Source organism: Massilia sp. H6, from assembly GCF_024802625.1.
In the GTDB taxonomy this organism is placed as follows: domain Bacteria; phylum Pseudomonadota; class Gammaproteobacteria; order Burkholderiales; family Burkholderiaceae_D; genus Telluria.
Genome location: NZ_CP103371.1, coordinates 1,453,580 through 1,480,388 on the forward strand (window position 1 = coordinate 1,453,580; position 26,809 = coordinate 1,480,388).

26 protein-coding genes are annotated in these 26,809 nt (G+C 64.3%); 11 read left to right on the forward strand and 15 right to left on the reverse strand.

The genetic code is table 11. The features are described from left to right. Nucleotides 1-102 precede the first annotated feature (102 nt). Nucleotides 103-951: a hypothetical protein gene (locus tag NRS07_RS06455; RefSeq protein WP_259213055.1), complete on the forward strand. Its 849-nt coding sequence runs from the start codon at nucleotides 103-105 to the stop codon at nucleotides 949-951. 54 nt (nucleotides 952-1,005) lie between these two features. Here the strand turns inward: NRS07_RS06455 and NRS07_RS06460 are convergent, their stop codons facing one another. Next, on the reverse strand, nucleotides 1,006-2,037 hold the full coding sequence (locus NRS07_RS06460) for an asparaginase (RefSeq protein WP_259211940.1): 1,032 nt from the start codon (nucleotides 2,035-2,037) through the stop codon (nucleotides 1,006-1,008). Between the two features lie 314 nt (nucleotides 2,038-2,351). On the opposite strand from NRS07_RS06460, the gene NRS07_RS06465 reads away from it, so the two are divergent. Beyond that, the gene (locus tag NRS07_RS06465) at nucleotides 2,352-2,759 is read left to right on the forward strand and encodes a hypothetical protein (protein WP_259211941.1); all 408 of its coding nucleotides are present in this window, start codon (nucleotides 2,352-2,354) and stop codon (nucleotides 2,757-2,759) included. Here NRS07_RS06465 and NRS07_RS06470 read toward each other — a convergent pair. After that, a complete protein-coding gene (locus tag NRS07_RS06470) occupies nucleotides 2,745-3,611 on the reverse strand; it encodes a pirin family protein (RefSeq protein WP_259211942.1) in 867 nt (288 codons plus the stop codon). The genes NRS07_RS06465 and NRS07_RS06470 overlap by 15 nt on opposite strands. Before the next feature lie 130 nt (nucleotides 3,612-3,741). Between NRS07_RS06470 and NRS07_RS06475 the strand changes: the two genes are divergently transcribed. The 5 genes from NRS07_RS06475 to NRS07_RS06495 all read left to right on the forward strand — a co-directional run bounded on the left by NRS07_RS06475 (nucleotide 3,742) and on the right by NRS07_RS06495 (nucleotide 10,822). Further along, complete coding sequence (locus tag NRS07_RS06475) at nucleotides 3,742-5,289, forward strand: dipeptidase (RefSeq protein WP_259211943.1); 1,548 nt, start codon at nucleotides 3,742-3,744, stop codon at nucleotides 5,287-5,289. 415 nt (nucleotides 5,290-5,704) lie between these two features. Then, entirely contained in the window at nucleotides 5,705-6,808 is a 1,104-nt protein-coding gene (gene galT / locus NRS07_RS06480) for a galactose-1-phosphate uridylyltransferase (protein ID WP_259211945.1), read from the forward strand. Further along, nucleotides 6,808-7,917: a Xaa-Pro peptidase family protein gene (locus NRS07_RS06485; RefSeq protein ID WP_259211946.1), complete on the forward strand. Its 1,110-nt coding sequence runs from the start codon at nucleotides 6,808-6,810 to the stop codon at nucleotides 7,915-7,917. Before galT ends, NRS07_RS06485 begins: the two co-directional genes overlap by 1 nt. Beyond that, complete coding sequence (gene galK, locus NRS07_RS06490) at nucleotides 7,911-8,999, forward strand: galactokinase (protein WP_259211947.1); 1,089 nt, start codon at nucleotides 7,911-7,913, stop codon at nucleotides 8,997-8,999. Before NRS07_RS06485 ends, galK begins: the two co-directional genes overlap by 7 nt. Then, nucleotides 8,996-10,822: a glycoside hydrolase family 2 protein gene (locus NRS07_RS06495; RefSeq protein WP_259211948.1), complete on the forward strand. Its 1,827-nt coding sequence runs from the start codon at nucleotides 8,996-8,998 to the stop codon at nucleotides 10,820-10,822. The genes galK and NRS07_RS06495 overlap by 4 nt, the downstream gene beginning before the upstream one ends. A gap of 259 nt (nucleotides 10,823-11,081) precedes the next feature. Here the strand turns inward: NRS07_RS06495 and NRS07_RS06500 are convergent, their stop codons facing one another. The 7 genes from NRS07_RS06500 to NRS07_RS06530 form a co-directional block, all read right to left on the reverse strand. Next, nucleotides 11,082-11,624, reverse strand: coding sequence for a hypothetical protein (locus NRS07_RS06500; protein WP_259211951.1), 543 nt, complete (start codon nucleotides 11,622-11,624; stop codon nucleotides 11,082-11,084). Between the two features lie 161 nt (nucleotides 11,625-11,785). Continuing rightward, nucleotides 11,786-12,187: a VanZ family protein gene (locus NRS07_RS06505; protein WP_259211953.1), complete on the reverse strand. Its 402-nt coding sequence runs from the start codon at nucleotides 12,185-12,187 to the stop codon at nucleotides 11,786-11,788. A gap of 71 nt (nucleotides 12,188-12,258) precedes the next feature. Beyond that, the gene (locus NRS07_RS06510; protein ID WP_259211955.1) at nucleotides 12,259-12,570 is read right to left on the reverse strand and encodes a hypothetical protein; all 312 of its coding nucleotides are present in this window, start codon (nucleotides 12,568-12,570) and stop codon (nucleotides 12,259-12,261) included. A gap of 575 nt (nucleotides 12,571-13,145) precedes the next feature. Further along, nucleotides 13,146-13,910 carry an SDR family NAD(P)-dependent oxidoreductase gene (locus NRS07_RS06515; protein WP_259211956.1) on the reverse strand — a complete coding sequence of 255 codons (765 nt, stop codon included), beginning with the start codon at nucleotides 13,908-13,910 and terminating at the stop codon, nucleotides 13,146-13,148. Nucleotides 13,911-14,011: 101 nt separating this feature from the next. Then, nucleotides 14,012-14,527: a TPM domain-containing protein gene (locus NRS07_RS06520; protein WP_373889862.1), complete on the reverse strand. Its 516-nt coding sequence runs from the start codon at nucleotides 14,525-14,527 to the stop codon at nucleotides 14,012-14,014. A gap of 5 nt (nucleotides 14,528-14,532) precedes the next feature. Continuing rightward, nucleotides 14,533-15,315 carry a YgcG family protein gene (locus NRS07_RS06525; protein WP_259211958.1) on the reverse strand — a complete coding sequence of 261 codons (783 nt, stop codon included), beginning with the start codon at nucleotides 15,313-15,315 and terminating at the stop codon, nucleotides 14,533-14,535. Between the two features lie 63 nt (nucleotides 15,316-15,378). Further along, on the reverse strand, nucleotides 15,379-16,002 hold the full coding sequence (locus NRS07_RS06530; RefSeq protein WP_259211960.1) for a LemA family protein: 624 nt from the start codon (nucleotides 16,000-16,002) through the stop codon (nucleotides 15,379-15,381). 146 nt (nucleotides 16,003-16,148) lie between these two features. Between NRS07_RS06530 and pyrF the strand changes: the two genes are divergently transcribed. Beyond that, nucleotides 16,149-16,970, forward strand: a complete 822-nt coding sequence (gene pyrF, locus NRS07_RS06535; protein WP_259211963.1) for an orotidine-5'-phosphate decarboxylase — start codon at nucleotides 16,149-16,151, stop codon at nucleotides 16,968-16,970. A 39-nt stretch (nucleotides 16,971-17,009) separates the two neighbouring features. Here the strand turns inward: pyrF and sbcB are convergent, their stop codons facing one another. Both sbcB and NRS07_RS06545 read right to left on the reverse strand, forming a co-directional pair. Then, complete coding sequence (sbcB, locus tag NRS07_RS06540) at nucleotides 17,010-18,458, reverse strand: exodeoxyribonuclease I (RefSeq protein WP_259211964.1); 1,449 nt, start codon at nucleotides 18,456-18,458, stop codon at nucleotides 17,010-17,012. Between the two features lie 93 nt (nucleotides 18,459-18,551). Next, nucleotides 18,552-19,526: a GGDEF domain-containing protein gene (locus NRS07_RS06545; RefSeq protein ID WP_259211966.1), complete on the reverse strand. Its 975-nt coding sequence runs from the start codon at nucleotides 19,524-19,526 to the stop codon at nucleotides 18,552-18,554. A 101-nt stretch (nucleotides 19,527-19,627) separates the two neighbouring features. Here NRS07_RS06545 and NRS07_RS06550 point away from each other — a divergent pair, with 101 nt between their 5' ends. After that, on the forward strand, nucleotides 19,628-20,440 hold the full coding sequence (locus NRS07_RS06550; RefSeq protein ID WP_259211967.1) for a helical backbone metal receptor: 813 nt from the start codon (nucleotides 19,628-19,630) through the stop codon (nucleotides 20,438-20,440). 54 nt (nucleotides 20,441-20,494) lie between these two features. On the opposite strand, the gene NRS07_RS06555 is transcribed toward NRS07_RS06550, so the two are convergent. Then, a complete protein-coding gene (locus tag NRS07_RS06555) occupies nucleotides 20,495-20,887 on the reverse strand; it encodes an HPF/RaiA family ribosome-associated protein (RefSeq protein ID WP_259211968.1) in 393 nt (130 codons plus the stop codon). Between the two features lie 127 nt (nucleotides 20,888-21,014). Next, on the reverse strand, nucleotides 21,015-22,049 hold the full coding sequence (locus tag NRS07_RS06560) for a CDP-6-deoxy-delta-3,4-glucoseen reductase (protein WP_259211969.1): 1,035 nt from the start codon (nucleotides 22,047-22,049) through the stop codon (nucleotides 21,015-21,017). Nucleotides 22,050-22,240: 191 nt separating this feature from the next. On the opposite strand from NRS07_RS06560, the gene NRS07_RS06565 reads away from it, so the two are divergent. Then, nucleotides 22,241-23,182: an SDR family oxidoreductase gene (locus NRS07_RS06565; RefSeq protein ID WP_259211970.1), complete on the forward strand. Its 942-nt coding sequence runs from the start codon at nucleotides 22,241-22,243 to the stop codon at nucleotides 23,180-23,182. Nucleotides 23,183-23,196: 14 nt separating this feature from the next. Then, a complete protein-coding gene (locus tag NRS07_RS06570) occupies nucleotides 23,197-23,427 on the forward strand; it encodes a hypothetical protein (RefSeq protein WP_259211971.1) in 231 nt (76 codons plus the stop codon). Nucleotides 23,428-23,569: 142 nt separating this feature from the next. Here NRS07_RS06570 and NRS07_RS06575 read toward each other — a convergent pair whose 3' ends face one another. Together NRS07_RS06575 and NRS07_RS06580 are read right to left on the reverse strand one after the other, a co-directional pair. Beyond that, complete coding sequence (locus NRS07_RS06575; RefSeq protein WP_259211974.1) at nucleotides 23,570-24,415, reverse strand: glycine-rich domain-containing protein-like; 846 nt, start codon at nucleotides 24,413-24,415, stop codon at nucleotides 23,570-23,572. Nucleotides 24,416-24,659: 244 nt separating this feature from the next. After that, complete coding sequence (locus tag NRS07_RS06580; protein ID WP_259211976.1) at nucleotides 24,660-26,516, reverse strand: CHASE domain-containing protein; 1,857 nt, start codon at nucleotides 26,514-26,516, stop codon at nucleotides 24,660-24,662. Nucleotides 26,517-26,809: the final 293 nt, after the last annotated feature.

Sequence of the window (26,809 nt, forward strand, 5' to 3'; positions counted from 1 at the left end):
GCGAGCGCATGCACAGCCACGAAAACTGGTAGGCTACTCCCATCAAACACAGGCCGCGCCCAGATCAGGATGCGGCCAGATGGGGAGGCTGTCTTGAGCGAAGTGGCATTGATCACGCTGCATGGAATGGGAGAAACACCGCCCACCTATGCCGACGGGCTGATGGAGCGCGTGCGCGGACAGCTCGGCGCTGTCGCTGGCAAGGTCGTGATGCGCTCGGTGTATTACCAGAACATCCTGCAGGACAACCAGTACACGGTCTGGGACCGCACCGTGCAGGCTAGCGCGGTGCGCTACGCCGACCTGCGCAAATTCGTGCTGTTCGGTCTGGGCGACGCCGCCGGCCTGGAAAACCACAAGGAAAGCCCCGGTTCGGTCTACGAACTGGCGCAGGGCGAGATCGCGCGCACGCTGCTGTCGGCGCATGCGATCCGTCCCGGCATGCCGGTGGTGTTCGTGGCGCAGTCACTTGGCGGCCAGGTGCTGTCGAGTTACATCTACGATGCGCAGAAGGCGGCGGCGGGCAGGCCGGTGGGCGCTGGCATCTGGCGCAATATCGATGCCTGGGCGGCGGGCGCGCTGGGGCGCAGCTTGAGCGCCAGCGAGAAAACCTTTTTGGCCGCCGGCACCTGCGCGGCGCTGGTCACGACCGGCAGCAACATCCCGGTGTTTGTGGCCGCGCACAAGGAAATGCACATCATCCCGATCGCGCCACCCACCTCGCTGTTCAAGTGGATCAATTTCTACGACCCGGACGACATTCTTGGCTGGCCGCTGCAGCCGCTCTCCAGCGGCTACCGCGCGCTGGTGGAAGACCGCGCCATCAATGCCGGCCGTGGCGCCGCCAGCCTGTTACTGCGCAGCTGGAACCCGCTTGTCCACAACAGCTACTGGGATGACGATGCCGTGATCGCGGCGATCGCTGCGATGCTGCGCCGGCTGGCAGCCTGACCAGGTTCAGGGTTAGGTTCAGGCCCAGATTCAGGTCCAGGTTCAGGTCCAGATTCAGGCCCGGCCCGCGGGCGCCAGCGTGAACAGGGTCCGGATATCGCCCGCCACCGCACCGCGCGCATTGCGGATGAGCGGCTGGCGGTATTGGTCCAGCTCTGCGCGGCGGGCCGCGTTGAGCAAGCCGAGCTGCTCGAGTACGCTGTAGACGACCGGGTGCAAGGCGCGGCTGTTGCCGTCGGTAATCTTGACGGCGATGCCCAGGCCGGCCGAGCCGATGCCGATGGTTTGCACCGCGTCGGCGCCCACTTTCGCCACCCAGTCGCCGCCACCGGCGGTCATCCAGGACAGGTCGGTACGTGCCGTGCCCGAGACCAGGTCGGGGCGCGCCGTCATCGCATCGCGCAAGTCGCCCATCGCTCCACCCAGCCGCGCATCGGCTTTGCCTTGCCCCAGGCGTGCGTACAGGTGGGCCAGGCGCGACAGGGGCATTGCATAATTCGGCGCCGAGCAGCCGTCGATCCCGGTCGGCATGGCCTCTGCAGGCATGCCGACCGTGTCGGCCAGCGTGGCGCGGATCGCCTGCTGCAGTGGATGGGCGCGCTCCACATAACCGGCGGTCGGCGTGCCATGCAGGCGGCACCAGGCCAGGAAGCCGCTGTGCTTGCCCGAACAGTTGTGGTGCAGCGGGGTCCAGTTGCGGCCGGCGGGCGGCTGCTGACCTGTGAACTCGTAGAACAGCGGCGTTGCGCAGCCGCATTCGAGGTGGCCTGGATCGAGGCCGATCTTGGTGAGAATCGATTGCACGCCTTCCAGGTGCATGTCTTCGCCCGAGTGGCTGGCGCAGAGCAGGGCCAGTTCGTCGCGCGACAGGCCAAAGCGCGCGGGCCCGTCGGACAGCATGAACGGCAGCGCCTGGAAAGGCTTGAGCGCCGAACGCGTGAACGTGGGGTAGTGCGGGTCGCCGGCCGAATACAGCAGGCGTCCCTGGACGTCGACGACCGCCACCGAGCCGGTATGGACGTTCTCGATGGTGTTCTCAGTGCCGGGGTAGCCGCGCGTGGTGGCAGCCAGGGAGATGGGTTGCATGGTCTGTCGCCCGAATCAACGAAAAGCCTACTGTAAGCCATATGCGGCCAGGGCTGCCGCACGTTCGGCAGCAGCTTCGCCGGCAGGCGCACACGTATATGCACCCCCCACCTGGCATCGGTTTTACGCAGTTCATCCCGTATTTACGGCGTTTCGGCGCTTGCAGCTTGAGCCTGCGCGGCGCTTGGCTAGACTACTCATATCGCCAGACAAACCCAGACAAACGCTGGCGAACTTGAATATCGTGGACCGCGCAGCACAGGTTGTTAGCCGCACCGGTCCGACCTCAATCGCCATTAAAAGGAATATCGATCATGCGTACCAAACTGCTGCTGGCTGCCACCGCCACCTTCTTCGCCCTGACCGCCACCGCCACCGCCACGGCGGCGCCCCAGGCCGCCTCGACCGAACGCGTCACCGTGATCGGCGCCCAGGCCGCGCGGACCCCGATGGCCCCCTTCCTGTTCGACCGCATGATGGGCGACTACGAAATGACCGACGGCCGCAAGCTGACCGTCACCGGCAAGCTCACCGGCAATGCGAAAACGGTGTATGCCGACCTTGGCGACGGTCCGGTCGAGATCGTCCACATCGGCAAGGGCCGCTTCGTCGCGATGAACAAGGACGTGCGCTTTGCCTTCGAAGGCACGCGCCGGCATGTGGAGACGGTGCGCGTTAGTACCGTCGACGGCCGCCGCCAGCTTGCATTAGCCCAGCGCTGAGCCAAACCGCCCGGCCTGGTAATCCTCGATGGCCTGGGCGATTTCTTCGCGGGTCGTCATGACGAAGGGGCCATGCGCCACCACCGGTTCACGGATCGGGGCCGCATGGCCAAATACCACCAGCGCATCGCGCTCGGCCCGGATCTCGATGGCGTCGCCGGCGTCGTTAAATTCCACCAGGTGCATCTGCGTGACCATGGCGCCCTGCCTGCCCACCCGGACCATGCCGCGCGCCACATACAGGAACACGCTGCGCCCTGTCAGGCCGCTGACGCGCAGGCAGCCGCCTGCCTCCATCTGCAGGGTGCTCATGAAGACGCCGGTGAGCGTATGCACTGGCCCGCACGATCCTTCCCATTGCCCTGCAATCAGGTTCATGGTTACTTTGCCGGCGTCGAGCGGCAGGGCAGGAATGTCGGCGCGCTGCAGTCCTGTATAGGCCGGCTCGCTCATTTTCAGGCTTGCCGGCAAATTGACCCACAGCTGCAGGATCTCGACCGGACCGCCCGCATCCAGAAACGCGCGCGGCGATACTTCGGCATGCACGATGCCACGCCCGGCCGTCATCCACTGCACGCCGCCGGCATCGATGATGCTTTCGTGGCCGGCGTTGTCGCGGTGGGCCAGCATGCCCTCGAGAATAAAGGTGACGGTCTCGAACCCGCGATGCGGGTGCGGTCCGAAGGGCAGGCCGCTGTTGTGCGGGGGATAGGTCTGCGGGCCGTGGTGGTTAAGGAACAGGAATGGGTCGATCTGTTCGAGGCGGGGAGCGGGCAAGGGACGGCGGGTGATCAGCTCGCCAATGTCGTCGCGCGTGGCGGGGTGTATCCGCTGTACGGTTTTTTCGGTCATGAGGGCATGTCCTCGTGGGTTTGGGTTGCCGTCACCATACCCGAACGCGACCGGGTGCGCAGGCACGCCTGTGCTAGACTTCTTGCGCATTTGCAACCCGCACTGGTGACCCCCGACGATGGAGATGGCGATGACGATTCGAACAACCCTGCTGGCCAGCGTGCTGCTGGCAGTCTTCGGCACCGCGGCGGCGGTGCCGGTTGCCGCCGCTGGCGCGACCAAAGCGCCGAGCGAGGTGGCGGTCAGCACCGCCAAGTATGCCGTCACCACCTACCGCACGGAGCTGGTCGACACGCTGGCGGAGCTGGTGAGCTATAACACGGTGGCCGACCCGGTCGTCGCATCCGACAAGAATCCGGTTCATATCGCGTTCAAGCAAGCCCTCAAGCGCGAGGCGCAGCGCCTTGGGCTGGACTACGCTGACCACGGCTGGACCGTCATCATCGGGCTGGGCAGCGCGGCCGAGCGGGTTGGCGTGATTACGCATGGCGACGTGCAGCCGGTGGATGCGAGCAAGTGGAAGAAATCGCCCTTCGTGCTGGACCGTACCAGCGAGCCTGGCAAGCTGCTGGCGCGCGGCGCCGAGGACGACAAGGGCCCGATCGCCACCGCGCTGTATGCGATGAAGGCGATCCGCGACCGTGGCGTGCCGCTGTCCAAGCGCATCGAGCTGTACGTGTACATGGGCGAAGAATCCGACTGGGGTCCGCTGACCGAGTTCCTGAAAACCCACCAGCCGCCGCAGGTCAACATCACGCTCGACGCCGAATACCCGGCAGTGACGGCCGAGAAGGGCTCGGGCACGATTGCCGTCACGGTGCCCCGGCAGGACGCGGCCAGCGCGCCGGCGGGCGAGCCCTACGTGGCCGAGTTCGGCGGCGGCTTTTTCCGCACCCAGATTCCGGAAGACGCTACTGCGCTGGTGGCAAACGCTACCCCGCAGCTCGAACAGGCGGTGCGCGCGCGCGCCGCCGGGCAAGACGGCATGCAGTACCACTTCGCCTGGCAGGGCAGCGGCCTGGCAATCAAGGCCAGGGGCGTGTCGGCCCACTCATCGAAACCGGAACACGGCGTCAACGCGGTAAGCATGCTGGCCGATGCGCTGGCGGTGCGCCCCTGGGCCAACACCACGGCGGGCGGCGTGGTCAACTTTCTCAACGAGATGGTCGGCACCGGCCTGTACGGCGAAAAGTTCGGCACCATCGCCTACCGCGACGGGTTCATGGGGCAGATGACCGTCGCGCCGACGGTGATCCGCCAGCGCAAGCAGGAAGAAGGCGGCGGCATCGAGGTCTCGATCAACCTGCGCCGCCCGCAGGGCAAGAGCACCGAGCAGCTCACCGGCGAGATCCACGCCGCGCTGGCCCAGTGGCAAAGCCGCCAGCTGTCGCTTGCCAATGTCACGGTACGCATCAACGAGCCGTGGGTACAGAAGAACGCGCCGCACTTGCCGACCCTGATGAGCGTGTTCTCGTATTTTTCCGGCATGAAAGACCCGCAGCCGGTGGCGATCGGCGGCGGCACCAACTCGCGCCTGTTCCCGGGCGCAGTCAGCTTCGGCCCTGGCATGCCGGGCAAGGTCTACACCGGCCACTCGGAGCACGAGTTCATTACCGAAAAGCAGCTGCTGCTGAACTTGCAGATGTACACGGCGGTGCTGGTGGAGCTGGCGCGCTAGGCCTGCCATTGGTCTGTTGTGCAGGGATATGCCGCTCGGGCTTACCGAGCGGTTTTTTTTTTGCTGGACGCGAAGCGCCACGCCAGCTGGAGCCTTTTTGCCCTGTTCTTGCGGGTGACTTCGTAGGTGTTCGTCTCGACGGCGCTGGGTAGAAAATCCCATCCTTACGTAGGATCAGGCTTACAGAAAAGCGCCGGGCCGAGCATGGATTATCGGCTTTCCCAGAGAGGCAAAGGGCGGCTTGCACGGGCCAGTCATGCCTTGTGCAACGGCGTCGTTGACGATTGGAAAATACAGGTATACCGGCGGAAAAATGTGGTGAAATCACCATGTTAGGATTGGTGTTCAGAACGCGAGCACACCGGTTCCGCCGGTGACTGCTCGCGCCCGATTTGCCCGACATTTTTTGGATACCATGCACAGCAAAGATCTCAAGAAGCCGGACGGACGCAACATTACCCTCTACAGCAACCGGCCGATTCCCGAGGGAATCACCGCACCGAGCCCGTTCGCCGAGCCCCAGCACGCCAATCCGCATCTGCGCTGGCACCCGCTGCGCGGCGAATGGGTCACCTATGCCGCCTTTCGCCAGAATCGTACCTACCAGCCGCCGCCGCAATACAATCCGCTGGCGCCGATCAGCGATCCCGAGCACCCGACCGAAATGCCGGCCGGCGACTACGAGATCGCCGTCTTCGACAACCGCTTTCCCTCGCTGGCGCTGGAGTCGCACGACCCGCCCAGCGTGACGGTACCGACCGCGCCCGCCAATGGCCACTGCGAGGTGGTGGTGTTTACCCAGACGCCGGAGGCGGCGCTGGCTTCGCTGCCGCTGTCGCGCATCGAGCTGCTGCTGTACACGTGGGGCGACCGTACCGAGCGCATCGGCAGCCATCCGAACATCCACTACGTGCTGCCATTCGAGAACCGTGGCGCCGAAGTCGGCGTTACGCTGCACCATCCGCATGGCCAGATCTATTCGTACCCGTTCGTGCCGGCGGTGCCGGCGCGCATGCTGGCGCAGGAGCGCGAATACTTCCTGCAGCACGGCACCAGCCTGCTATGCGACATGGCGCGCGACGAGGCGGCCGATGGCAAGCGCGTGCTGTACCAGGACGAGCATGCCATCGCCTTTGTGCCGGCCTGTGCCCGTTATCCATACGAGGTGTGGGTGATGCCGACCGCGCCGTGCAAGGATTTCGCTGCCCTGAGTGGGCCGCAGCGGGCCGGCCTGGCACGGGCGCTCAAGACGGTTTTGCTCAAGTTCGAGACGCTGTGGAACCGGCCTTTCCCTTACCTGATGGCCTGGTACCAGGCGCCGACCGACGGCGCCGAGCATCCCGAGACCCAGCTGCACGCGCAGTTCTATCCGCCGTACCGCACCAAGGACCGGCTCAAATACCTGGCCGGAACCGAGCTGGCAGCCGGCATGTTCGCAATGGACGTGCTGCCCGAGACCACCGCCTACGAACTGCAGCAGGTCGAAGTGAGCCTGGACGAGAACCGGGAGGCGCGCTGATGACCGTAGTCCAGCCAAGAGAGGCTGAAGTTGCCGACAAGCTGGCGCTGGTACGGACCCACCTGCAGGCGGCAAACGCGGGGGCGTTGCGCCTGCGCGGCGTTGACTGGTTCGCCTGGATCACTGCCGGCGGATCGAGCGCCGTGTTGCACACCACCGACCAGGGCGTAGCCGAGGTACTGGTCACGCTCGAAGAAGCCTGCATCCTGACCGATGCCATCGAAGCCGAGCGTTTGCGCGCAGAAGAAGTCCCGGAAGGCTTCACCTTCCATGCCGAACCGTGGGCCGAGCCCGAGCTGCGCGAGCGCTATGTGCAGACCGCGGCTGGCGGGCGCACCATCTTGTCTGACCTTCCACGCAATGGAGAGCAGGCCTTGCCCGCGGCGCTGCGCCAGCGCCGACTGGTGCTGGGCGCCGCCGAACGCGAACGCTACCGCATACTGGGCCGGGAAGCGTCCGAAGCGATGAGCGAGACGATGCGCCAGGCACGCCCCGACTGGACCGAGTTCGAGCTGGCCGGCGCCGGTGCGCAGGCACTCTGGCGGCGCGGCATTCATCCAGCCCTGGTGCTGGTGGCCGGAGAACGGCGCCTGCCAGCCTGGCGTCACCCGACCCCCACCCACGACCGGATCGGCCAGCGCGCCATGCTGGTGTTCTGCGCGCGTCGCCACGGCCTGTATGCCAACCTGACCCGTTTCGTGCGCTTCGGCGCTGCCGGGGCGGCGCCGCTGGACGACCAGCACGCGCTGATGGAAGTCGAGGCCACCGGGCTGGCAGCGGTGCTGCCGGGCATGTCGCTGTCGTCGGTGTACCACGCGCTGGACGCGGCCTACAAGCACGTTGACCGCGAAGCGGCGATCCGCGAGCATCACCAGGGCGGAATTACCGGCTACCGGGCGCGCGAGATCGTGGCCAGCCCGAGCACTGCGACCCTGCTCGAAGAGGGCATGGCCTTTGCGTTCAACCCGAGCTTCGTGGGCGTCAAGATCGAAGACACTTTCCTGCTCGGTCCGGAAGGACTCGAGAACCTCACGTTCGACCCCGGATGGCCGGCGGCGGACGTACATGGCCGCATGCGGCCCCTCTGGCTGGAGACGCAAACATGGTGAATACCGACACATTCTTCGGCGGCGCGCCGGAAGTGAACGCATCGGCTCCCGGGCGCGTTAACCTGCTCGGCGAGCATACCGATTACAACGACGGCTTCATGCTGCCGGTGGCGACCCCGCAGCGCACGGTGGTGGCGATGAGTCGCAGCGGCGACGACCACTTCCACTTTTATTCGCCCACCTTCGACAACACCGTCACCTTTGCCTACGACGGCAATGCGCCGCAGGGCTATGGCAGCTATATCGAGGGCTGCATCCGGCTGGTGCAGGCCGAGGGCATCGAGGTGCCGCCGCTGCGCATCTACGTGACCTCGGACCTGCCGGTGGGCTCGGGCCTGTCGTCCTCGGCCGCGCTCGAAGTGGCGACGCTGCGTGCCATGCGCGCGCTGCTCGGCTTCGAACTCGACGACGTCAAGCTGGCCCGGATCGCGCAGCGCGCCGAAATCGAATACGCGCACGTCAACTGCGGCATCATGGACCAGATGGCCTCGAGCCTGGCCGGTGAGACCAGCATGCTGTTCATCGATGCGCGCACGCTCGAGCACCGGCTGGTCGACATGCCGCCCGATACCGAACTGATCGTGGTCGATTCCGGCATTGCGCGCAAGCTCGCCGCCAGCAAGTACAACGAGCGCCGCGCCGAGTGCGAGGAAGCTTCGCGCAAGCTGGGCGTGCCGGCGCTGCGCGACGTGCTCGACCCTGCCAGTGTGGAAGGCCTGCCGTCGCCGCTGCGCGAACGCGCCCGCCATGTGGTGCTGGAAAACCTGCGCGTGCTCGAAGCGGCAGGCGGCGTTGGCGCCGAGCGCTTTGGCGAACTGATGAATGCCTCGCACTTCAGCCTGCGCGATGACTACGAAGTCTCGATTTCCGAACTGAACGACCTGTGCGAGCAATTGCGTGCCCAGCCCGGCGTGCTGGGCGCGCGCCTGACCGGTGCCGGCTTCGGCGGCGCCTGCGTGGCGCTGTGCCGGGCTGGCCAGGCGCAGCAAGCCGCCGCCAACGCGCTGGCGGCATACAACCAACATGGACGAGAGGGCCGGATTTTGCTTCCGGTCCCGACTCAACAGAAAGGACAACAATGAGTCAGTTTGAATACCCCCGTCCCCAGCTGGTGCGCGACAACTGGATCAACCTGAACGGAAAATGGCGCTTCTGCTTCGACGACGACCTGGTCTACCGGCTGCCGGACCATGCGCCCGAATGGACCCACGACATCAACGTGCCGTTTGCTGCCGAAACCGAGATGAGCGGCATCCAGGATACGGGCTTTCACCGCGCCGTCTGGTACGAGCGCGAGTTCGAACTGGCGGCCGACGGCAAGCGCACGATCCTGCATTTCGGCGCTGTCGACTACAGCGCCCGGGTCTGGGTCAATGGCCGGCTGGTCGTCGAGCATGAGGGCGGCCACACGCCGTTCCAGGCCGACATCACCGGTGCCATGAGCGAGAGCGGCAAACAAGTCGTTACCGTGTTTGTCGAAGACGATCCGGCCGACCTCGCCAAGCCGCGCGGCAAGCAAGACTGGCTGCTCGAGCCGCATTCGATCTGGTATCCGCGCACCACCGGCATCTGGCAGACCGTCTGGGTCGAGCAGGTGGAAGACACCTATATCGCCTCGCTGCGCTGGACCCCGATTTTCGAGACCTATGAAATTGGCTGCGAGGTATTTGCTGCCGGCCATACTCATCAAGACCTTTTCGTCGAGGTCAAGATCTGGCACGGCGAACATTTGCTCGCCGACGACTACTACAAGCTGCTGGCCGGCGAAGCGAACCGCAAGATCGCGCTGTCCGATCCGGGTATAGACGATTCCCGCAACGAAATCCTGTGGAGCCCGGAGCGCCCGACCCTGCTCGATGCCGAGGTCACGCTGCGCTGCGGCGACAAGATCCTCGACCGTATCCGCTCGTACACGGCGCTGCGCTCTGTCTCGATCAACCGCGACCGCTTCATGCTCAATGGCCGTCCCTACCAGCTGCGCCTGGTGCTGGACCAGGGCTACTGGCCCGAGTCGTTCATGACCGCGCCTTCCGACGAACACCTGAAGCGAGACGTCGAGCTGGTCAAGCTGATGGGTTTCAATGGCGTGCGCAAGCACCAGAAGATCGAAGACCCGCGCTTCCTGTACTGGGCCGACAGGCTGGGCCTGCTGGTGTGGGAAGAGATGCCGTCCGCCTACCGCTTCAGCTCGCGGGCGATCACGCGCATGGTGCGCGAGTGGACCGAAGCGATCCAGCGCGACTACAGCCACCCCTGCATCATCGTCTGGGTAGCGTTCAACGAGTCCTGGGGCGTACCGAACCTGACCCTGACCCAGGCCCATCGTAACGCGGTCGAGGCGCTGTATCACCTGACGCGCACGCTCGATTCGACCCGGCCGGTAATCGGTAACGACGGCTGGGAAGCCTCGGCGACCGACATCCTTGGCATCCACGACTACGACTGCGACCCGGAAAAGCTGCAGGCGCGCTATGCGGTGACCGACCCGGTGCGCACCCTGTTCGACCAGCGGCGTCCGGGTGGCCGCATCCTGACCCTGGACGGCTTTCCACACCGCGGCCAGCCGATCGTGCTGACCGAGTTCGGAGGAATCGCCTACGACCAGAAGCAGGATCCGGATGCCGACAAGACGACCTGGGGTTACTCGCGCGCGCATTCGGCCGAGAGCTATTCGTCGCTCTACCGCAGGCTGTTGCAGGTGGTGAACGAAACCTTCATGTTCAGTGGCTTCTGCTACACGCAGTTCACCGATACCTTCCAGGAGGCAAATGGCCTGCTCAACGCCGACCGCACGCCGAAACTGCCGCTGGAAGTGATCAGTGCCGCCACGCGCAATGTGCCGCTGCAAAGAAAGGACATCGAATCGGAAGGGGATGGCTTGCCTGGTGGAACCGGCATGCCGTAAGCGAGATGAAACCCGGGGGAGCGCTTGTGCGGGACTGTGGTCTTGCCGGGCGCCGGGCGGAAAGTCGCCCGCCAGCAGGCATGGCTGGGCGAAGCTCGTCGCCCGGCCAGACGCTGGGGATGGCCCGTAAATCTCCCCACGCGCGCACCTGAGGGTGCGCTTTTTTTTGTTGCACGATTCTACAGGCGCTCCGAACGCGCCTGTCACGTGTAGCGCATGCCGCCGCCAGGCTTAGCCGCCGCGAAGCCCGGCGCCTACGCTAGCGCTGGATTGCGCCGCCGGTCACGTTTATCCGGTCGCCGCTGCGGAAATCGGGTGTGATGTCCTGGGTGACGACCTGGGTGCTGCCGTCGTCCATGCGCACGGTGATGCGGTAGGAGGCGGCGCTGCCGGTGGCGCCAGCCGCGCCAGTGCTGCCGACGCTGCCCGAGCTGGCGCTGGCACTGGGAATGACCTCGATTGCCAGCACGGTGCTGTTCGGGCTGGCGCTGGCGGCCGTGGATGGGCCGGTCTGCGCAGGCGTGACGCCGGTCGTGGCCGTGCTGCCCGACTGGTCCCAGCCCGACGAGCTGGTGGTGCCGGTGCCGGTGCTGCCCGCGCTGCCGCTGGCGGTGCCAGCCGGATAGCCGGATGCATCGGTGGTGCCGATGGTGCCGCTGGTGCCGCTGGTGCCAGTGGTGCCGGTGGCGCCGCTGGACATGCCGCTGCTGGACGTGTCGCTGCCAGTGCCGGCGCAGCCGGCCAGGCCCAGCGCCCCCGCCAGCACGCCCGCCAGGATCATGCTCTGTTGTTTTTGCTTCATGACCAACTCCTTGTAATGGATGTTCAGTGGGATGCGTGACGATGCAGCGTGCCACCTCTGGTAAGAGGCACGAAGCGCGTCAGCGTTCCAGCGGACTCGGGTTGGACGTGAGATGCATCAAGTGGCCTTGAGGCCGGTGAATTTTTTTGCGGCCGGATTTGTCAGGGCTGGCGCAAGGGGTCGCGTCGCGGCAGGAAGACCGCTAGCGCCGTGCTGGTCAGGAGTGCGGCGGTGATATCGATCATCCAGTCGCGCACGTCGCCCGAACGGTAGGGCAGGAAACTCTGCACCAGCTCGTCGCCGGCGCCCATCAGGCCAATTGCCAGCACGGCTTTTAAAGCGCGCACCGGTGCGCTTCCGGTGCTGCCGAAGAACCACAGCAGGGTCAGGAAGGCATAGGTCAGGCCGTGCAGTACCAGGCCGGTTGCGTATACACCGACCTCGGCGCGCGCACCGGGTATCGAGCCAGCAATGACAACGCCGGCGTACAGGACCAGGGCCAGGATGAGGCGGGCGTGGCGCAGGCGTGGATCGAGCAACAGGAGGGAAAACAATGCAGGCATGACGGCGGGGCGTTGGGCAAAAGCCAACGATACCACGCCAGCCGGCTATCAAGCCAGATCCCTCGTGCAGTTCAGATGGTCAGCGCCGGAGCGCCGTTGGGGTAGTGCGCGTCGAAACAGCTTTCGCAGTCGGCGCAAAAGAGATGGGCCATGCGCACACTGGTCTGGCGCAGCACCAGCTTCAGGTGGGTGAACTGGCACTTGGGGCAGATTTCGCGCACCGTGCCGAAGGTGAGCAAATCGAGCGACATGCCCGCGTCGAGTGGCTGGTCGATGACTGCCTGCGGGCTCAGTTCGACGAGGACCAGGTCGTCGTCGGTGTGCTGACGGCGGCCTGCAGGTGAGTGAGGCGAAGAATATGTTTCGGATGCACGAAAATTCATAGACTGGCTCCGTTGCTGTGTTGTCTGGCCCCGCGGATGAGACAAATCCAGGGCGCGAGCTTCATGATAGCCAAATCTCGCAAGGCTACAAGCGCTGTGGCGAGATTTATATTGGCATGTTGACCATGTGAAAACTGCCTGCCAGCAGTTGGTGGGCATGAGCCAGGGCCGGACAGGGAGGCGAGGGATGAGACGCAAATCGGGTTGGTGTGTTGCACACTGTGCAGCACACCGGCTGCAACCACGCATATCGGTTGCGTGTGTCACAGGTGATTCAAAGTATATGGGCTTATGACGACCATGCTATGACACTGATCAAACGTCGACAGTGCTAACTGAACAATTCGGATGCAGCGCGATCTCAACGATATCGCGCAGGACGCGCGCCACGAGAACAATCGAGAGGCAAAAAAAAAAGCCCGCTCGAGGCGGGCTTAAAACTATTTTCTTGGAGGAGAATAGTGGAGACAGGTGCAATTATGCTGCGCCGCCAAATATATGTCCAATTGCGAATTTGGATACCAGACATTGATATTTCGCATATCTTCACGTCGTTCTCGGTAGCCGAATGGGTGTCACTCGCGCACCGCAACGGTATAGTTCAACGCCATCCTTCCGCCGTCCGCATACAGGGTCTGGCCAGTCATGTACGAAGCGTCTTCGCTTGCCAGAAACGCGGCGATCGCGGCGATTTCTTCCGGTTCGCCACAGCGTCCGAGCGGGGTACGCGACAAGATGGTGTGGCGCGCTTCGGGGCTGCCGAGCACGGCTTTTTTCGCCAGTTCGGTCAGGATCGTGCCGGGGCCGATCGCATTGACGCGAATGCCGTGCTGGGCCAGGCTGATGGCGGTCACCCGTGTGAGCTGGTTGATGCCGCCCTTCGACACCACATAGGGCACCTGGTTAGGAATCGTCAATTCGGCGTTGACGCTCGACATATTGATGATGCAGCCGCTCTGGCGCTTGACCATCTCGCGGGCAGCCGCCTGGCTGCACAAAAACATTGATTTGAGGTTGACCCGGAGCACACGGTCGAAGTCGTCCTCGGTCAGGTCGAGGAAGTCGGCCGCGTGGGTGATGCCCGCGTTGTTGATCAGGATATCCACCTGGCCAAAGGCCGCCAGCGTGGCCGCCAGCATGGCTTCCACCTCGGTTCTCAAGCTGACGTCGGCCTGGTAAAAGCGCGCCGCCTCGCCCAGCGCGGTGGCCGCTTGCGCGCCTTCCGGGCGGACATCGACGAGCATCACGCGGGCGCCTTCCTGTACCAGGCGTTGGGCGCAGGCCAGGCCGATGCCCTGGCTGGCGCCGGTGACGATCGCGGTTTTGTTGGCAAGTTTCATGACGGGCTTTCTGAATGTGCAAACAGCAATTGTAGCGAGCCCTGCCGGCTCTTGCATTGCTTGCTACCGTGATGTCCGCGCCACCCCGCGCCTCCCCGCGATTACAGCATCAGCGGCTTGTCCGGCAATTCGTTGGCGCGCGAGCCATCGGCCGGGAAATGTTGCCGCAGCAGCTCGTTGACCTGCCCGATGGCGGCCAGCGTCGCATCATGGAAATGTCCTGCCTTGAAGCCATCGGTCATGGTGCGGCAAACCGCCTGCCAGGTAGCGCTGTCGATCCTGCGGTCGATACCCCGGTCGGCCACGATGTCGACCCGGTGCTCGGCCAGGTTGACGTAGATGAGCACGCCGCAATTGTCTTCGGTGTCCCATACGCCATAGTCGGCGAACAGCGCCAGCGCGCGCTGGCGGTTGGTGACGCCGTCCCAGGCGTCGTCAAGGTCGAGCGCCTTTTCAATGATCAAGCGAACTTCTCCGCGATGGGTCTGTTCACCCGCGGTGATGGCCTCGCTGATGGCAGTCAGTGTAGTTTCAGGAAAGGCGCGCTTGGCTGCGGCGCCGCTACTGGTGAGGTGGCGCCATGTGCGCGTGATGCGATGCTTGATACCGTTGTCCATGCCCATTACCAATCTCCAGAGGCGCCGCCGCCGTCGAAACTGCCGCCGCCGCCGCCGAAACCGCCGCCACCGCCAAAGCCGCCACCGCCACCGCCGCGGCCCATGCCGCCAAGTACATTGCCGAGGATGATGCCGGTCGCGACATTGCCCAAGCCGCTACCGCGGCGGCCCCAATGGCCGGCAGACAGTCCTTTGCGGCGTGGACGGAACATCGAGCGCAGCAGGCTGAAACCGATCACGATCGCCAGGATGCCGAAGATCGAGAATCCGCCACCGCCGCCTTGCGCGGCCTGTCCTTGCGGTGCTCGCTGCTGCACCGGCGCCGGAAAGGCCTCTTTGTTGAGCAGGGTGGCAATGGCGCCGACGCCGGCCACCAAACCTTCGTAGTAATGGTTTTGGCGAAAATGCGGGGCGATTACGTTGGTGAGGATGCGTTTCGATTGCGCATCGGTGAGCACGCCCTGGACGCCGCGTCCGGCCTCGATCCGCAGCCGGCGCAGCGAGCTCGGGTTATCCCGCGCCACCATCAAGAGCACGCCGTCATCAATGCCCTTGCGGCCGAGCTTCCAGGCGTCGGTGACGCGGATGCTGTACTGCTCGATCGCCTCCGGTTCGGTCGAGGCGACCAGCAGCACCGCGATCTGGCTGCCGGTGCGCTGTTCATAATCGGCCAGCACCGCCGTCAGCCGTTCGCGCTGGGCGGCGTCGAGCATGCCGGCCTGGTCCACGACGCGCCCGCTCAGCGGTGGTACCGGCTTGAGCTGGGCCAGCGCAGGGCTGGCCAGCATGCAGGCCAGCAGCACGGCCCATAGGGAAGACAGTAAGCTCCCTCTGGAAAAAGCACGCATCGCTTATTTGCCGAAGTCGACGGTTGGCGCAGTCGAAATCGCTTTTTCGTTCTCGACCGTGAACGATGGCTTGGTTTCATAGCCAAAGATCATGGCGGTCAGGTTGTTCGGGAACTTGCGCACCGTGACGTTATAGTCTTGCACCGCGGCGATGTAGCGCTGGCGTGCCACCGTGATGCGGTTTTCCGTGCCTTCGAGCTGCGACTGCAGCTCACCGAAGCGAGCGTCGGCCTTCAGGTCAGGATAGCGTTCGGAGACCATCATCAGGCGCGACAACGCGCCCGACAGTTCGCCCTGAACCTGCTGGAATTTCTGGAACGCGGCCGGATCGTTCAGCACTTCCGGGGTGATCTGGAAACTGGTCGCGGCTGCGCGGGCGCGCGTTACGGCCTCGAGCGTCTCGCGTTCGTGCGAGGCATAGCCCTTGACGGTATTGACCAGGTTGGGAATCAGGTCGGCGCGGCGCTGGTACTGGTTCACTACTTCGCTCCAGGCCGCCTTGGTGGCCTCGTCCTTGGTCTGGAAGGCATTGTAGCCACAGCCAGATAACAGGCTACCGGCCAGGAGGGCGAGGGCCAGGCCCCGGATCCAGCGGAAAGAGAAGGAAGTTGCAAGGCTAAGGGTCATAGTGAATAATCCACGGCAAGTTGTCGAATAATCAAAATATACAGGATGTAAAGATATCCTGGCGCATCATCGGGCCGCGCCGACCGCGCCGATGCCTGGCGGGTACAATATTGGGTTCGCAATCATCGACCAACAAGGGGCCCAACGTGAATTTCATCGACAAACTTGCCGCTGCATGGACCCGCAACGACTCGCTGCTGTGCGTCGGTCTCGATCCCGACCTGGCACGCATGCCGGCACACCTGCAGGCCCAGCCGGATGGCATTGCCCGGTTCTGCAAGGCGATCATCGACGCGAGCGCCGACCTGGCCTGCGCTTTCAAGCCGCAGATCGCCTATTTCGCCGCGCTGGGCGCGGAACGCCAGCTCGAAGACATCTGCAATTACCTGCGCACGAACCATCCGCACATTCCACTGGTGCTCGACGCCAAGCGCGGCGATATTGGCGCCACCGCGCACCAGTACGCGCGCGAAGCCTTCGACCGCTATGGGGCCGATGCGGTAACGGTCAACCCCTACATGGGCTTCGATTCGGTCGAGCCTTACCTGGAATGGGCCGACCGGGGCGTGATCGTCCTGTGCCGCACCTCGAACGCCGGCGGCTCGGACCTGCAATTTCTCGATGTCGGCGGGCGCCCCTTGTACCAGCACGTGGCGCAACTGGTGGCCGACAAGTGGAACCGCAACGGCCAACTGGCGCTGGTGGTGGGCGCTACATTTCCTGAAGAAATCGCGCAGGTGCGCAAACTGGTGGGCGACATGCCGCTCTTGATTCCGGGCGTCGGTGCCCAGGGTGGCGATGTGGAAGCGACCGTGAAGGCTGGCCGCACCCTTGAGCGGACCGGGATGATGATCAATTCATCGCGGGCGATCCTGTACGCGACGCCGCTCGACGGGGAAGATTTCGCCGCGGCGGCGCGCAGGGTGGCGCGCGAGACGCGCGACGCCATCAACGTGGCGCGCGGCTAACAAAGCGCCCCTGGCCTGGTGCCACGCCGGCACCGGCCTTCAGTACCGCTCCGGCGCGATCATCTCCACATAGTCATATAGCGCCCCCAGAATGGCTTCGGCGCGCTCGTCTGCTGTCTCCGACAGCGCGTCGATTTCGCCGAACAGCTGGTCCACCGTGCGTGCGCCGCCGGCGCCGTCGAACAGGCGCGCGGCGCGGTGGTCTTCCCACTCTTGTGCTTCTTCGGCCGACAAGGTCTGTGGAAAATTGCGTGCGCGGTAGCGGAAGAACAGCTCGCCCAGGCGCTCGTCGTCGAACGACGGCCGCAGGCCGGCCAGCGCCTCGGGCTTGTCAAGGCGTAGCGACTCGAGCTTGCGGCGGTCGCCGTTGCCGACGAAGCCGCCGTACAGGTCTTCGTCGACGTCGACCGCGGTGCTCGCGGCCGGCTTCTGGAACACCTGCGCCCAGATTGCGCTCATGTTGCGCCCGCCGGCTGCCAGCGCCGCATGCGCGCGGCCGCGCTCCAGGTCGATGTCCCAGCGCGTGGCCATGGCCGGCTGCAGGGTCTTGAGGTTGCCTACCAGCATAGGCGCCTTGTTCAGGTGGACGCTCTTGATCGGCAGGCGCGTGACGCCTTCGGGCAAATCGGCGCTGCGGGTGAACATGCGCTGGCGGATGGTCTCGACATCGAGCGTGAACAGCTCGGACGGATCGTGGCGGCAATCCCATACCAGGATTTCGTTCTTGTTGGTCGGATGCTGTGCCAATGGCCAGACCAGTCCCAGGCAGCCATGCTCGACCGGGAACATGCCGGACACGTGCAGGAAAGGCTGGCGCTGCGTCGGCTCCAGGTGCAGGCCCATTTCGGCAGCGACGCGGTCCTTGCGGCGCAGTTCCAGGCAAAAGTCGAATAGCTTCGGCTGCTTTTGGCGGATGAGCCGCGCCAGCGCAATGGTCGCGCGCACATCGGACAAGGCGTCGTGCGCCGCATCATGGACCAGCCCGTTGGCCGCGCTCAGGTGCTCAAGCCTGAAGCTTGGCTTGCCGTCGTCGCGGGTGGGCCATACGATGCCGTCCGGGCGCAGTGCATGCATCATGCGCACCACGTCCAGCAGATCCCAGCGGCCGCAGCCGTTTTGCCACTCGCGCGCGTAAGGATCGATCAGGTTGCGCCAGAACAAATGACGCGTCACTTCGTCGTCGAAGCGGATGGTGTTGTAGCCAACCCCGATGGTGCCCGGTTCGCTGAAGGCGGCCTCGATCCGGCGCGCGAATTCGTGTTCGGGCACGCCGCGCTCAAGACATTGCTGCGGCGTGATGCCGGTAATCAGGCAGGATTGCGGGTCTGGCAGGAAATCCGGCGCTGGCTGGCAATACAGCATGACCGGCTCGCCGATCTCGTTCAGGTCGGCATCGGTGCGGATCGCCGCGAACTGGGCCGGGCGGTCGCGGCGCGGGATCGCGCCGAAGGTTTCATAGTCGTGCCAGAGGAAGGTATGCGTGCTCATGTATTGTTATGGTTGCGCCGCGAGTGCGGCGGGCAGGCGCCATGGTGGCACAGAATGGGCCCGGCGTCAGCCGTTGCGGCGCGCCCCTTTGCGTCAGACGCTGACGCGGTCGCGCCCGGCCTGCTTGGCGCGGTAAAGGGCGGCATCGGCGGCCGCCACCAGCGCGTACTCGTCGCCGCCGCTGCCGAGCACGGCAACGCCGAAGGACCCGGTAATGTGGGGCATGGGCATGCGCATGTCGGGAAATACCATGGCCGCGCGCAGGCGCTCGGCCAGGCGTTCGGCCACCATCTCGGCCAGCCCCAGGTGGGTGTCGGGCAAGACTGCCAGCAATTCTTCGCCGCCATAGCGCACCGCGAAATCCGAGGGCCGCAGCGAATCGCGGATCACGCTGGCCGCCGCCGCCAGTGCCGCGTCGCCGGCAATATGGCCATGGGTGTCGTTGAAACGCTTGAAGTGGTCAAGGTCGATCATGATGACCGCCAGCGGGCTGCCGTCCTGGTGCGCCCGCATGGCCAGCTTGGGCAGCATTTCGTTGAGCCAGGCCCGGTTGTACAAGCCGGTCAGGGCGTCGTTGAGCGACAGCTGGCGGTAGAATTCGCCGAGTTTCTGACGCCGGCGCAATTGAGCATTGGTGGCGCGCACCCGAAAGGAAAGCAGGCGCAGCAGGTTACGCGCCAGCACGTTCGAGCGGTCGATCAGCTGCCACACCAGTTCCGGCTCGATCACCAGCAGCTCGCAGTCCTCGAGCGCGGTCATGGCGGCCAGGTTGACCGCATCGTCCAGCACCGCCTGTTCACCCACGCTTTCGCCGGGAAACACGCGGGTCAGGCCGCCTTCGCCGTCGTTGTCACTGGCGCTATGGGAGTCGGGCGCCACTTCGAGCGTGCCCGACAGCACGATATACAGGCGCGCCCGCAAGCCATCCTCGACCCGCTGGCCTGCGGCCACCCGGATCAGCGCGCAAGGGGCGAGCGCTGCCGTGACGGCCGGGTCGTCGGCATCGCGGAACAATTGCAGGTCGCGTAAGGCGTAGCGGGATGCACCGAAGGTGCCAATCGAGTTCACGGGGTCTGGTAGAAAAGGTCGTTACGACGAAGAATAATAACCCATTGCAATAGATGAGCGCGGACTGGCGTTCCAGAAACAACAGTGTTCCAATAGCAGCCATGACGAATCCTTCTTCCCTGCTGGTCGACGCGCTCGGCCACGCGCACCTTCCCGCGCCCGGCGCACGCATCGTTTCGCTGGTGCCGTCGATTACCGAGTTGCTGTGCGATCTCGGCCTGGCCGGGCAACTGGTGGGCCGTACCGGGTTCTGCATTCACCCGCGCGCCACGGTCGAGGCCATTCCCAAGATCGGTGGTACGAAAGATGTGAACATCGACAAGATCCGCAAGCTGGCACCGACCCACCTGATCGTCAATATCGACGAGAACGAAAAGCCGACGGTGGAACGGCTGGCCGAGTTCGTGCCCAATATCGTGGTCACGCACCCACTGGCGCCGCGCGACAACCTGGCGCTGGCACGGCTCATGGGCGCGATCTTCGGGCGGGAAGCTGCGGCCGACAGCTGGTGCGCCGCGTTTGAAGGGGAGTACGCGGCCCTGCGCGCGCTGGCACCATCCCCGCCGCGCACGGTGTTGTACTGCATCTGGCAGGATCCGTGGATGAGTGTCTCCGAAGCTACCTATATCGCTGCCATGCTGGCCGAACTCGGCTGGAGCGTCCCCAAGCTCGGCGCGGCGCGCTACCCCTGCTTCGACTGGTCGGATGACCTGGTGCGCCAGCTCGACGCGGTATTGCTGTCGACCGAGCCCTACCGTTTCACGGAGGCGCATGCGGACGTCCTCGAAAAGCAGCTCGGCATTCCGGTAGTGCTGGTCGATGGGGAGATGATGTCGTGGTATGGCAGCCGCGCAGTGGCGGGCCTGCGCTATCTGCGCGAGCTCAGGGCATTGGTGGAAGGTGGTGTGGTGTGAGACCGGCGCGGCCGGCACGCACGCCCAGGAGCCGGGCGTGCGGGTGAAGCGCAATTACGAATCGGTCAGGTGCTTGTCGGACAGCGGATCGACATCAGGCTCGTCCATTGCCAGGGCCACTGGAACGTGCTTGTTCTTGTCGGCCAGGCGGCCAAGGGCGCTGTCGAGGGCGCGGGCCAGCTTGCCGCCGGCGTTCTTGATCGACTGGTGCAGCTCCACTGCGTGCTCGTGCACGACGATCGGCTGGTAACCGCTCACGCGTGCTTCCATCATGCAGTAATTGCCGCCGTCGGCATGCTTTTCCTTGTTCTCGTCGCTCAGGTGCACGTCGACACGGGTCACTTGCTCGCCAAAACGGCCGATCGAGCTCTGGACCACGGCTTCCACGTGCTCATCCAGGCCCTGGTGTTTCTGGATGGTGTTATCGGTATTAACGTTGATTTGCATAAAATCGCTCCTGTTATCGTTGCAACTTCATCTTACATGCGGCGCAGGATTTACCGCGTCCTGCTTGACACGTGGGGCCGCCCGGGCCGGTTGCAAGGGTCGCCAGTTTGCAATCTTGCCCGGTCGGTCAGCCTGGCGGCTGCGCCAGGTCTGCTTCGCTGGTAAAGGCATCGGCAAAGAACTCGTCTTCAGGCAGCCCGGCTTGCGCCACGTAGTCGCGCCGCGCGCAGTCCACCATCGCCGGGGCGCCGCAGGCATACACCTGGTAGCCGGAGAGATCGGGCAGGTCTTGCATCACGGCCGCGTGCACGTAGCCGCTGCGTCCCTGCCAGGCGTCAGCGGGCAGCGCATCGGACACCACAGGCACATACCGGAAGTCGGGCAGGGTGGTTTCCCATGCGCGGCACAGTTCGTCCATGTACAGGTCTTGCGGGCGGCGGCCGCCCCAGTACAGGCGCACCGGGCGCGTGGACTTCAGGTGCATCAGGTGCTCTACCAGCGCCTTGACCGGCGCGAATCCGGTGCCCGATGCCAGCAGCACGATCGGCTTGTCTGAATCTTCGCGCAGGAAGAAGGTGCCGAGCGGACCTTCGAAGCGCAGGATGTCGCGCTCTTTCATGGCGCCGAACACGTGGTCGGTGAACAGGCCGCCAGCCAGGTGGCGGATATGCAGCTCGAGCGGGCCGGTGAACGAAGGCGCGCAGGCGATGCTGTAGGCGCGGCGCTTGCCGTCCTTGAGCAAAAATTCGACATACTGGCCGGCGCGGTAGGCCAGCGCTTCGCTGGCCGGCAGCTGCAGGGTAACGATGGCGACGTCCGGCGCCGCCTTGCGGATGCCGGCAACCCGGGTCGGCATCTTGCGGATCGGGTAGTCGGCACTGCCGCCCACTTCACGCGCTTCGATCACCAGGTCGCCATCGGGCACGGCGCAGCAGAACAGCGACATGCCGGCGGTCTTCTCGATGTCGCTCAGCGCGCGCTGCTGGTGCGGTTTGTGGTGCAGGAATCCATCGAGCACCTTGCCCTTGCACGAGCCACAGGCGCCATTCTTGCAGCCGTAAGGCAGGCCGATGCCGGCGCGCAGGGCGGCGGAAAGGACGGTTTCTTCGGCCTCGCAGGTGAACTGGTGGCCGCTGGGCTGGACGGTAATCTGGAAGGTCATGCGATATCGGAGGTTGGTGCCCGCACCGGCGGACGTTGGAATGGATGAGCGGGATTGCCGAATGCGCCGAAATCAGGTGCTGCGACAGGACGGTATTCTACACCGCGGGCATGGCGGGCGCGGCGCGTCGCTGGCGCGAGCCATGCCGCCCGCTGTGCTACATTGATGCGCCCAGAACTCGCCCTTTTTTCATGACCCGGTCACCTGTATTTCACCAGCCGCGCCTGCTCATCGTCGGCTGTGGCGATGTCGGCATGCGCGTGCTGCCCCTGGTGCGCGGGCGCTGCCGCGTGTTCGCCCTTACCAGCCAGCCGCAGCGCTGCGCCGAACTGCGCGCCGCCGGTGCGATTCCCATCGTGGCAGACCTCGACCGGCCGGACACGCTGGCGCGGCTGCGCGGATTGGCCGATTGGGTGCTGCACCTGGCGCCTCCGCAGCCCGACGGCGCAGCAGACCGGCGCACGCGCCACCTGGTGGCGGCGCTCGGCAAGGTCGAGCGCATGGCCTATGTCAGTACCACCGGCGTGTACGGCGATTGCGGCGGCGAACTGGTGCATGAATCGCGCCCGGTGGCGCCCAGGAATGCGCGCGCGCAGCGCCGCGTCGATGCCGAGCGCGTGCTGCGCGCCTGGGCCCTGGTCAACGGCACCCGCCTGTCCATCCTGCGCGCGCCGGGCATCTATGCCGCCGACCGACTGCCCCTGAAACGCCTGGAACTGGGCACGCCGGCCCTGCGCCCGGAAGACGACGTGTACACCAACCACATCCACGCCGACGACCTGGCGCGCATCGCCTGGGTGGCGCTGCTGCGCGGACGTCCGGGGCGGGTGGTCAATGCGGTGGACGACACGCGCATGAAGATGGCCGATTATTTCGATGCGGTGGCCGACGCATTTCACATGGCGCGTCCACCGCGGCTGGCGCGCGCCGAGCTGCAGCAGGTCGTCACGCCGATGCTGCTGTCGTATATGTCCGAGTCGCGCCGGCTCGACAACGCCCGCCTCAAGCGCGAACTGCGCATGCGGCTGCGCTATCCCGACGTGACGGCGGCGCTGGCCGGTTTTGCCGCCAACAGCGCCCTGGACCGCGCGGCACCGCGCTCCGGTACAATCGCGGACCAAAAAGGACACTGAAGGAGTACCCAAGCATGCAATACGAAGAATATCTCGACGAAGTCACCACGCTGATCGTCGAAAAATATGGCGTCACGGAAGCTGCGGCCATCAAGATCGTGGTTGTCGCGCAAGACAAGGAATTTTTCGTGCCGCACGACCAGACGCCCGAGATGCGCAACATCGACCAGGCCCACCTCGATGCCCGCGCCTTGTTCGAGGCGAGCGGCCAGGCCAAGGTGGTTCCGGGAAAAAAGAAGAAGTGAGCTGTCTACCTCGCTGCGTTGGCACCTTGGTCAAAGTAGCGAGCAGCGCTCGTTGAACGTGAACGGCCGGTATGGTTTTGCCGCCATACCAACCGTCAACGGAAAGCCAAGTTGCCAGCGTTTTAGCCAGTGCAGCGTAAGATCACGCGGCTGCCAGCATTGACTTGCTTGGTGCGGAGCACCAAGCGTTCGCGGCATTGACGGCTTCGCGGGGCTTGCTGGGCGCTGAGCACCAGGCGTAGGCGGCGCTGGCGGCTTCGCGAGGCTTGCTCGGCGCGGAGCACCACGCGTAGGCGGCACTGCCGGTTTTCTGGGGTGTGCTCGGTGCTGAGCACCATGCGTAGGCGGCGCTGAGGGCATCGCGGGGCTTGCTCGGTGCGGAGCACCATGCATACGCGGTGTCACCAGCTTCGGCTTGCTTGCTCGGTGCTGAGCACCATGCGTACGCGGTGTCACCAGCCTTGGCTTGCTTGCTCGGTGCTGAGCACCATGCGTACGCGATGTCATCAGCTTTGCGTGGCTTGCTCGGCGCGGTGCACCAAGCATTGGCAGCATTGGCGGATTCGCGAGGCTTGCTCGGCGCAGAGCACCATGCGTGCGCGGCATTGGTAGCAGGCGCGATGCCGAATTGCGCTTCGTAGATTTCGCGCATGCGCTCGCCTGCGCGCGCCTGGTCGCCAGCGTCGGCGTCGGCGCCGATACCGACGTAAGGATAATGGTGTAGGAAATAGCCGAACATAGCTTCGCAATCGACTGCGTATTTCATGGTGTCGAGAATGTGATAATGCCAGAAGGTGTCGACGTCGACGGTAGGCGAGACCTGCGCGTCGGGGAATTTCTTCATCAGGAAAAGAAAGCGGCGGTATTCCACTTCGGCTGCATCGGCCCGCAGTGCGGACCAGCCTTCACCAGATTCCACATGCATCAGTTTCATTTTGATTGGAGCGAGATCGAGTGCTTCAAAGGCTGCGAATTCATTAGTCGACATAGTTATCACCTTTTTTAGTGGAGCTGTTGTTAAGGCATTTTTCTTAATCCCTAGTATTGAAACGGTATTCCAGAAAATCCTCCTCGAGAATGTGACGCGTTTATCGGAAGCCAAGAACTGCGTCTTGACCACTGGCAGTGGAATCAATTGTCCTGCGACCGGTCAGACGCAATGTTGAGTTCGATCAACCGACAAACTGCTGTGCTAAAACGAGACAACATGTCAGCCGTATTCGCTGCATGAATCACGCGATAACCTTCAGCACGACATTGCTGGCGTGTACAGGGGAAGCTAACGAACCGTGCAGGTGTCCATCGACGGGGATGGTGACAACGACGGTGGTGCCGGTGTCCGGGCTACTGCTGATCGAGAAGCTGCCGCAGAGGATGTTGATCCTTTCCTCGATGCCAACCAGGCCGAATGAGCCGGTGCGGTTGCGGCTGCCTGGTTGCATCCCGACGCCGTTGTCGCGGATCGTCATGGTCAGCATGTTGACGTGCTGGTGCAGTTCGATCCGCACCTTGCTCGCGCGAGCATGACGCGCCACGTTGTTGAGCGACTCCTGCAGGATGCGAAACAGGGCGGTTGCGCACTGGTCGTCGAGATGGTATTCGGTGTCGTTCTCGACCAGCTCGCACGCGATGCCAGTGCGCCTCTCGAAGTTGTTCACCTGCCAGTCGACCGCCGCATTCAGGCCGAGGTCGAGCACGTTTGGCCGCAGGTCGTTGATGATCTGACGCACGCTGCGGATGGACTTGTCGATCTGCCGCACCGTCGCGCCGGCGCGCTCGTGAAGGCGGCCATGCTTGTCGCGCGTGCGGTTGGCAAGGATCTCCGCCTCGATCTTCAGCGCGAGCAGGTTCTGCGCAAGCTCGTCGTGGATCTCGCGCGCGATGCGCTTGCGTTCGCTTTCCTTGATCTGCTCCGCGTGCGCGGCCAGTTGGCGCAGCTTTTCGTTGGTGGCCTGCAGCTTGGCCTGACTGGCGCGCAGCTCGCGCGTCATGTCTTCGGCCATATGCAGTGCGCTGCGGCGCGACGATGCCATGGTCTGGAACAGCGCGTACAGCAAGGCGGTGCTGAGGAATCCGGCCAGGGCGGCCATCCACGGATAGTAGAGGTCGAAGCGTGTGAATAGCGCCGACTTGGCAATGCTGAAATCGGCGCGCCACTGACGCTGGTTGAATTGAATGGGCAGGCTGGCCTGGAGCACATCGGCGCTGTCGGGCAACGGCGGCCGGGTGGTCGCCGTTGCATGGCTATCGTAAAGGACCGAGCTCGATGGAAGCTCGCCTGGCTCCAGCGGCACACTGTCGAGGTCAGTAAGTACCAGGCGCACGCCATTGGCCGGAAATCCCTCGAGGACGCCGTTAACCATCCTGTTGACGCCGAAGCCAATGCCGACGGAGCCGAGATAGGCTGCACGCCGCTCGGCAATGGAGTCGGTCGGCATGTCGCTGTGATATACCGGCAAACGCATTGCGAGTACGTTCTGGATGGGGCCGGGTGCTGCACTGACACGGAAACCGGAAGCAGCAACAGTATTGTTGTCACGCGACTGCGCTGCTATGCGGCGAATATAACTGCGGGCTTCAAGGTCGATGCCAAGCTTGGCGAGCGTTTGCGGGGTGGCAGGTTCCACGTAGACAAGGACCGTGTAGCTGTCACGGGCTGGATCGGGAAGCAGCTTGGCGGCAGGTTCGGGCATGCCGTATTTGCGCAGCCTGTTGCGCGCTTCCGCGTCTACCGCCGGCAAGCCTTCTGCGCTGACGCTACGGGCATAGTTCATGACCTCGATGCCGGGGAAGTTGCGAGGCGTATCGAGCCGTTCGACGTAGTGACGGAATTCGTCGGCGCTGGCGTTGCGGCTGGCATGGAATAGTCCGGCCATGCCGCGCAAGAAGTCGGTGTAACTCTTGATCCGGGCGTCGATCGCAAACTGGGCGGTGCGCGCCATCCCGCGGAAGCGGGTCTGCGCATCGCTTTCGATAGCCTCGGCGGTAACCGTGTACAGGACAGTGCCTACCGTCATCGACAGCAGGGCTCCGGTTAGCAGCGCCGTCGGCATGCGGGCGCGATGATAAGAGTGACGGCGTGGGTACATCGAACGTATTCTCGTTAGCAAGGATTCATTGCGTCGCGTTAATGCGACAACAACTCATACGCTAAGCGTGTTTACGTCAAATGAGACCTGTCAGATGTATTAGGTTTACCAATCCCGCAACGAGAGCTGCGATGAATACGTGTCGAATCCGAAGCGAACCTGCATCCGCGAGCGTGCGGGAATATGCTTTTAAAGCTTGGTGCAATAGGAAAGCCAGCTGTTGGACGTTCGTCATGAGAGCCGCTTGCGCGAAGCAGGGAACGATGCTGCTGGCATCGTTCCCTGCTTAAGAC

Excerpts from the sequence above, each read along its gene's own strand:
- NRS07_RS06460 (WP_259211940.1), bottom strand. The coding sequence starts at position 2,037 with ATGCAACCCATCTCCCTGGCTGCCACCACGCGCGGCTACCCCGGCACT.
- NRS07_RS06465 (WP_259211941.1), top strand. The coding sequence starts at position 2,352 with ATGCGTACCAAACTGCTGCTGGCTGCCACCGCCACCTTCTTCGCCCTG.
- NRS07_RS06470 (WP_259211942.1), bottom strand. The coding sequence starts at position 3,611 with ATGACCGAAAAAACCGTACAGCGGATACACCCCGCCACGCGCGACGAC.
- NRS07_RS06475 (WP_259211943.1), top strand. The coding sequence starts at position 3,742 with ATGACGATTCGAACAACCCTGCTGGCCAGCGTGCTGCTGGCAGTCTTC.
- galT (WP_259211945.1), top strand. The coding sequence starts at position 5,705 with ATGCACAGCAAAGATCTCAAGAAGCCGGACGGACGCAACATTACCCTC.
- NRS07_RS06485 (WP_259211946.1), top strand. The coding sequence starts at position 6,808 with ATGACCGTAGTCCAGCCAAGAGAGGCTGAAGTTGCCGACAAGCTGGCG.
- galK (WP_259211947.1), top strand. The coding sequence starts at position 7,911 with ATGGTGAATACCGACACATTCTTCGGCGGCGCGCCGGAAGTGAACGCA.
- NRS07_RS06495 (WP_259211948.1), top strand. The coding sequence starts at position 8,996 with ATGAGTCAGTTTGAATACCCCCGTCCCCAGCTGGTGCGCGACAACTGG.
- NRS07_RS06500 (WP_259211951.1), bottom strand. The coding sequence starts at position 11,624 with ATGAAGCAAAAACAACAGAGCATGATCCTGGCGGGCGTGCTGGCGGGG.
- NRS07_RS06505 (WP_259211953.1), bottom strand. The coding sequence starts at position 12,187 with ATGCCTGCATTGTTTTCCCTCCTGTTGCTCGATCCACGCCTGCGCCAC.
- NRS07_RS06510 (WP_259211955.1), bottom strand. The coding sequence starts at position 12,570 with ATGAATTTTCGTGCATCCGAAACATATTCTTCGCCTCACTCACCTGCA.
- NRS07_RS06515 (WP_259211956.1), bottom strand. The coding sequence starts at position 13,910 with ATGAAACTTGCCAACAAAACCGCGATCGTCACCGGCGCCAGCCAGGGC.
- NRS07_RS06520 (WP_373889862.1), bottom strand. The coding sequence starts at position 14,527 with ATGGACAACGGTATCAAGCATCGCATCACGCGCACATGGCGCCACCTC.
- NRS07_RS06525 (WP_259211958.1), bottom strand. The coding sequence starts at position 15,315 with ATGCTGGCCAGCCCTGCGCTGGCCCAGCTCAAGCCGGTACCACCGCTG.
- NRS07_RS06530 (WP_259211960.1), bottom strand. The coding sequence starts at position 16,002 with ATGACCCTTAGCCTTGCAACTTCCTTCTCTTTCCGCTGGATCCGGGGC.
- sbcB (WP_259211964.1), bottom strand. The coding sequence starts at position 18,458 with ATGAGCACGCATACCTTCCTCTGGCACGACTATGAAACCTTCGGCGCG.
- NRS07_RS06550 (WP_259211967.1), top strand. The coding sequence starts at position 19,628 with ATGACGAATCCTTCTTCCCTGCTGGTCGACGCGCTCGGCCACGCGCAC.
- NRS07_RS06555 (WP_259211968.1), bottom strand. The coding sequence starts at position 20,887 with ATGCAAATCAACGTTAATACCGATAACACCATCCAGAAACACCAGGGC.
- NRS07_RS06560 (WP_259211969.1), bottom strand. The coding sequence starts at position 22,049 with ATGACCTTCCAGATTACCGTCCAGCCCAGCGGCCACCAGTTCACCTGC.
- NRS07_RS06565 (WP_259211970.1), top strand. The coding sequence starts at position 22,241 with ATGACCCGGTCACCTGTATTTCACCAGCCGCGCCTGCTCATCGTCGGC.
- NRS07_RS06570 (WP_259211971.1), top strand. The coding sequence starts at position 23,197 with ATGCAATACGAAGAATATCTCGACGAAGTCACCACGCTGATCGTCGAA.
- NRS07_RS06575 (WP_259211974.1), bottom strand. The coding sequence starts at position 24,415 with ATGTCGACTAATGAATTCGCAGCCTTTGAAGCACTCGATCTCGCTCCA.
- NRS07_RS06580 (WP_259211976.1), bottom strand. The coding sequence starts at position 26,516 with ATGTACCCACGCCGTCACTCTTATCATCGCGCCCGCATGCCGACGGCG.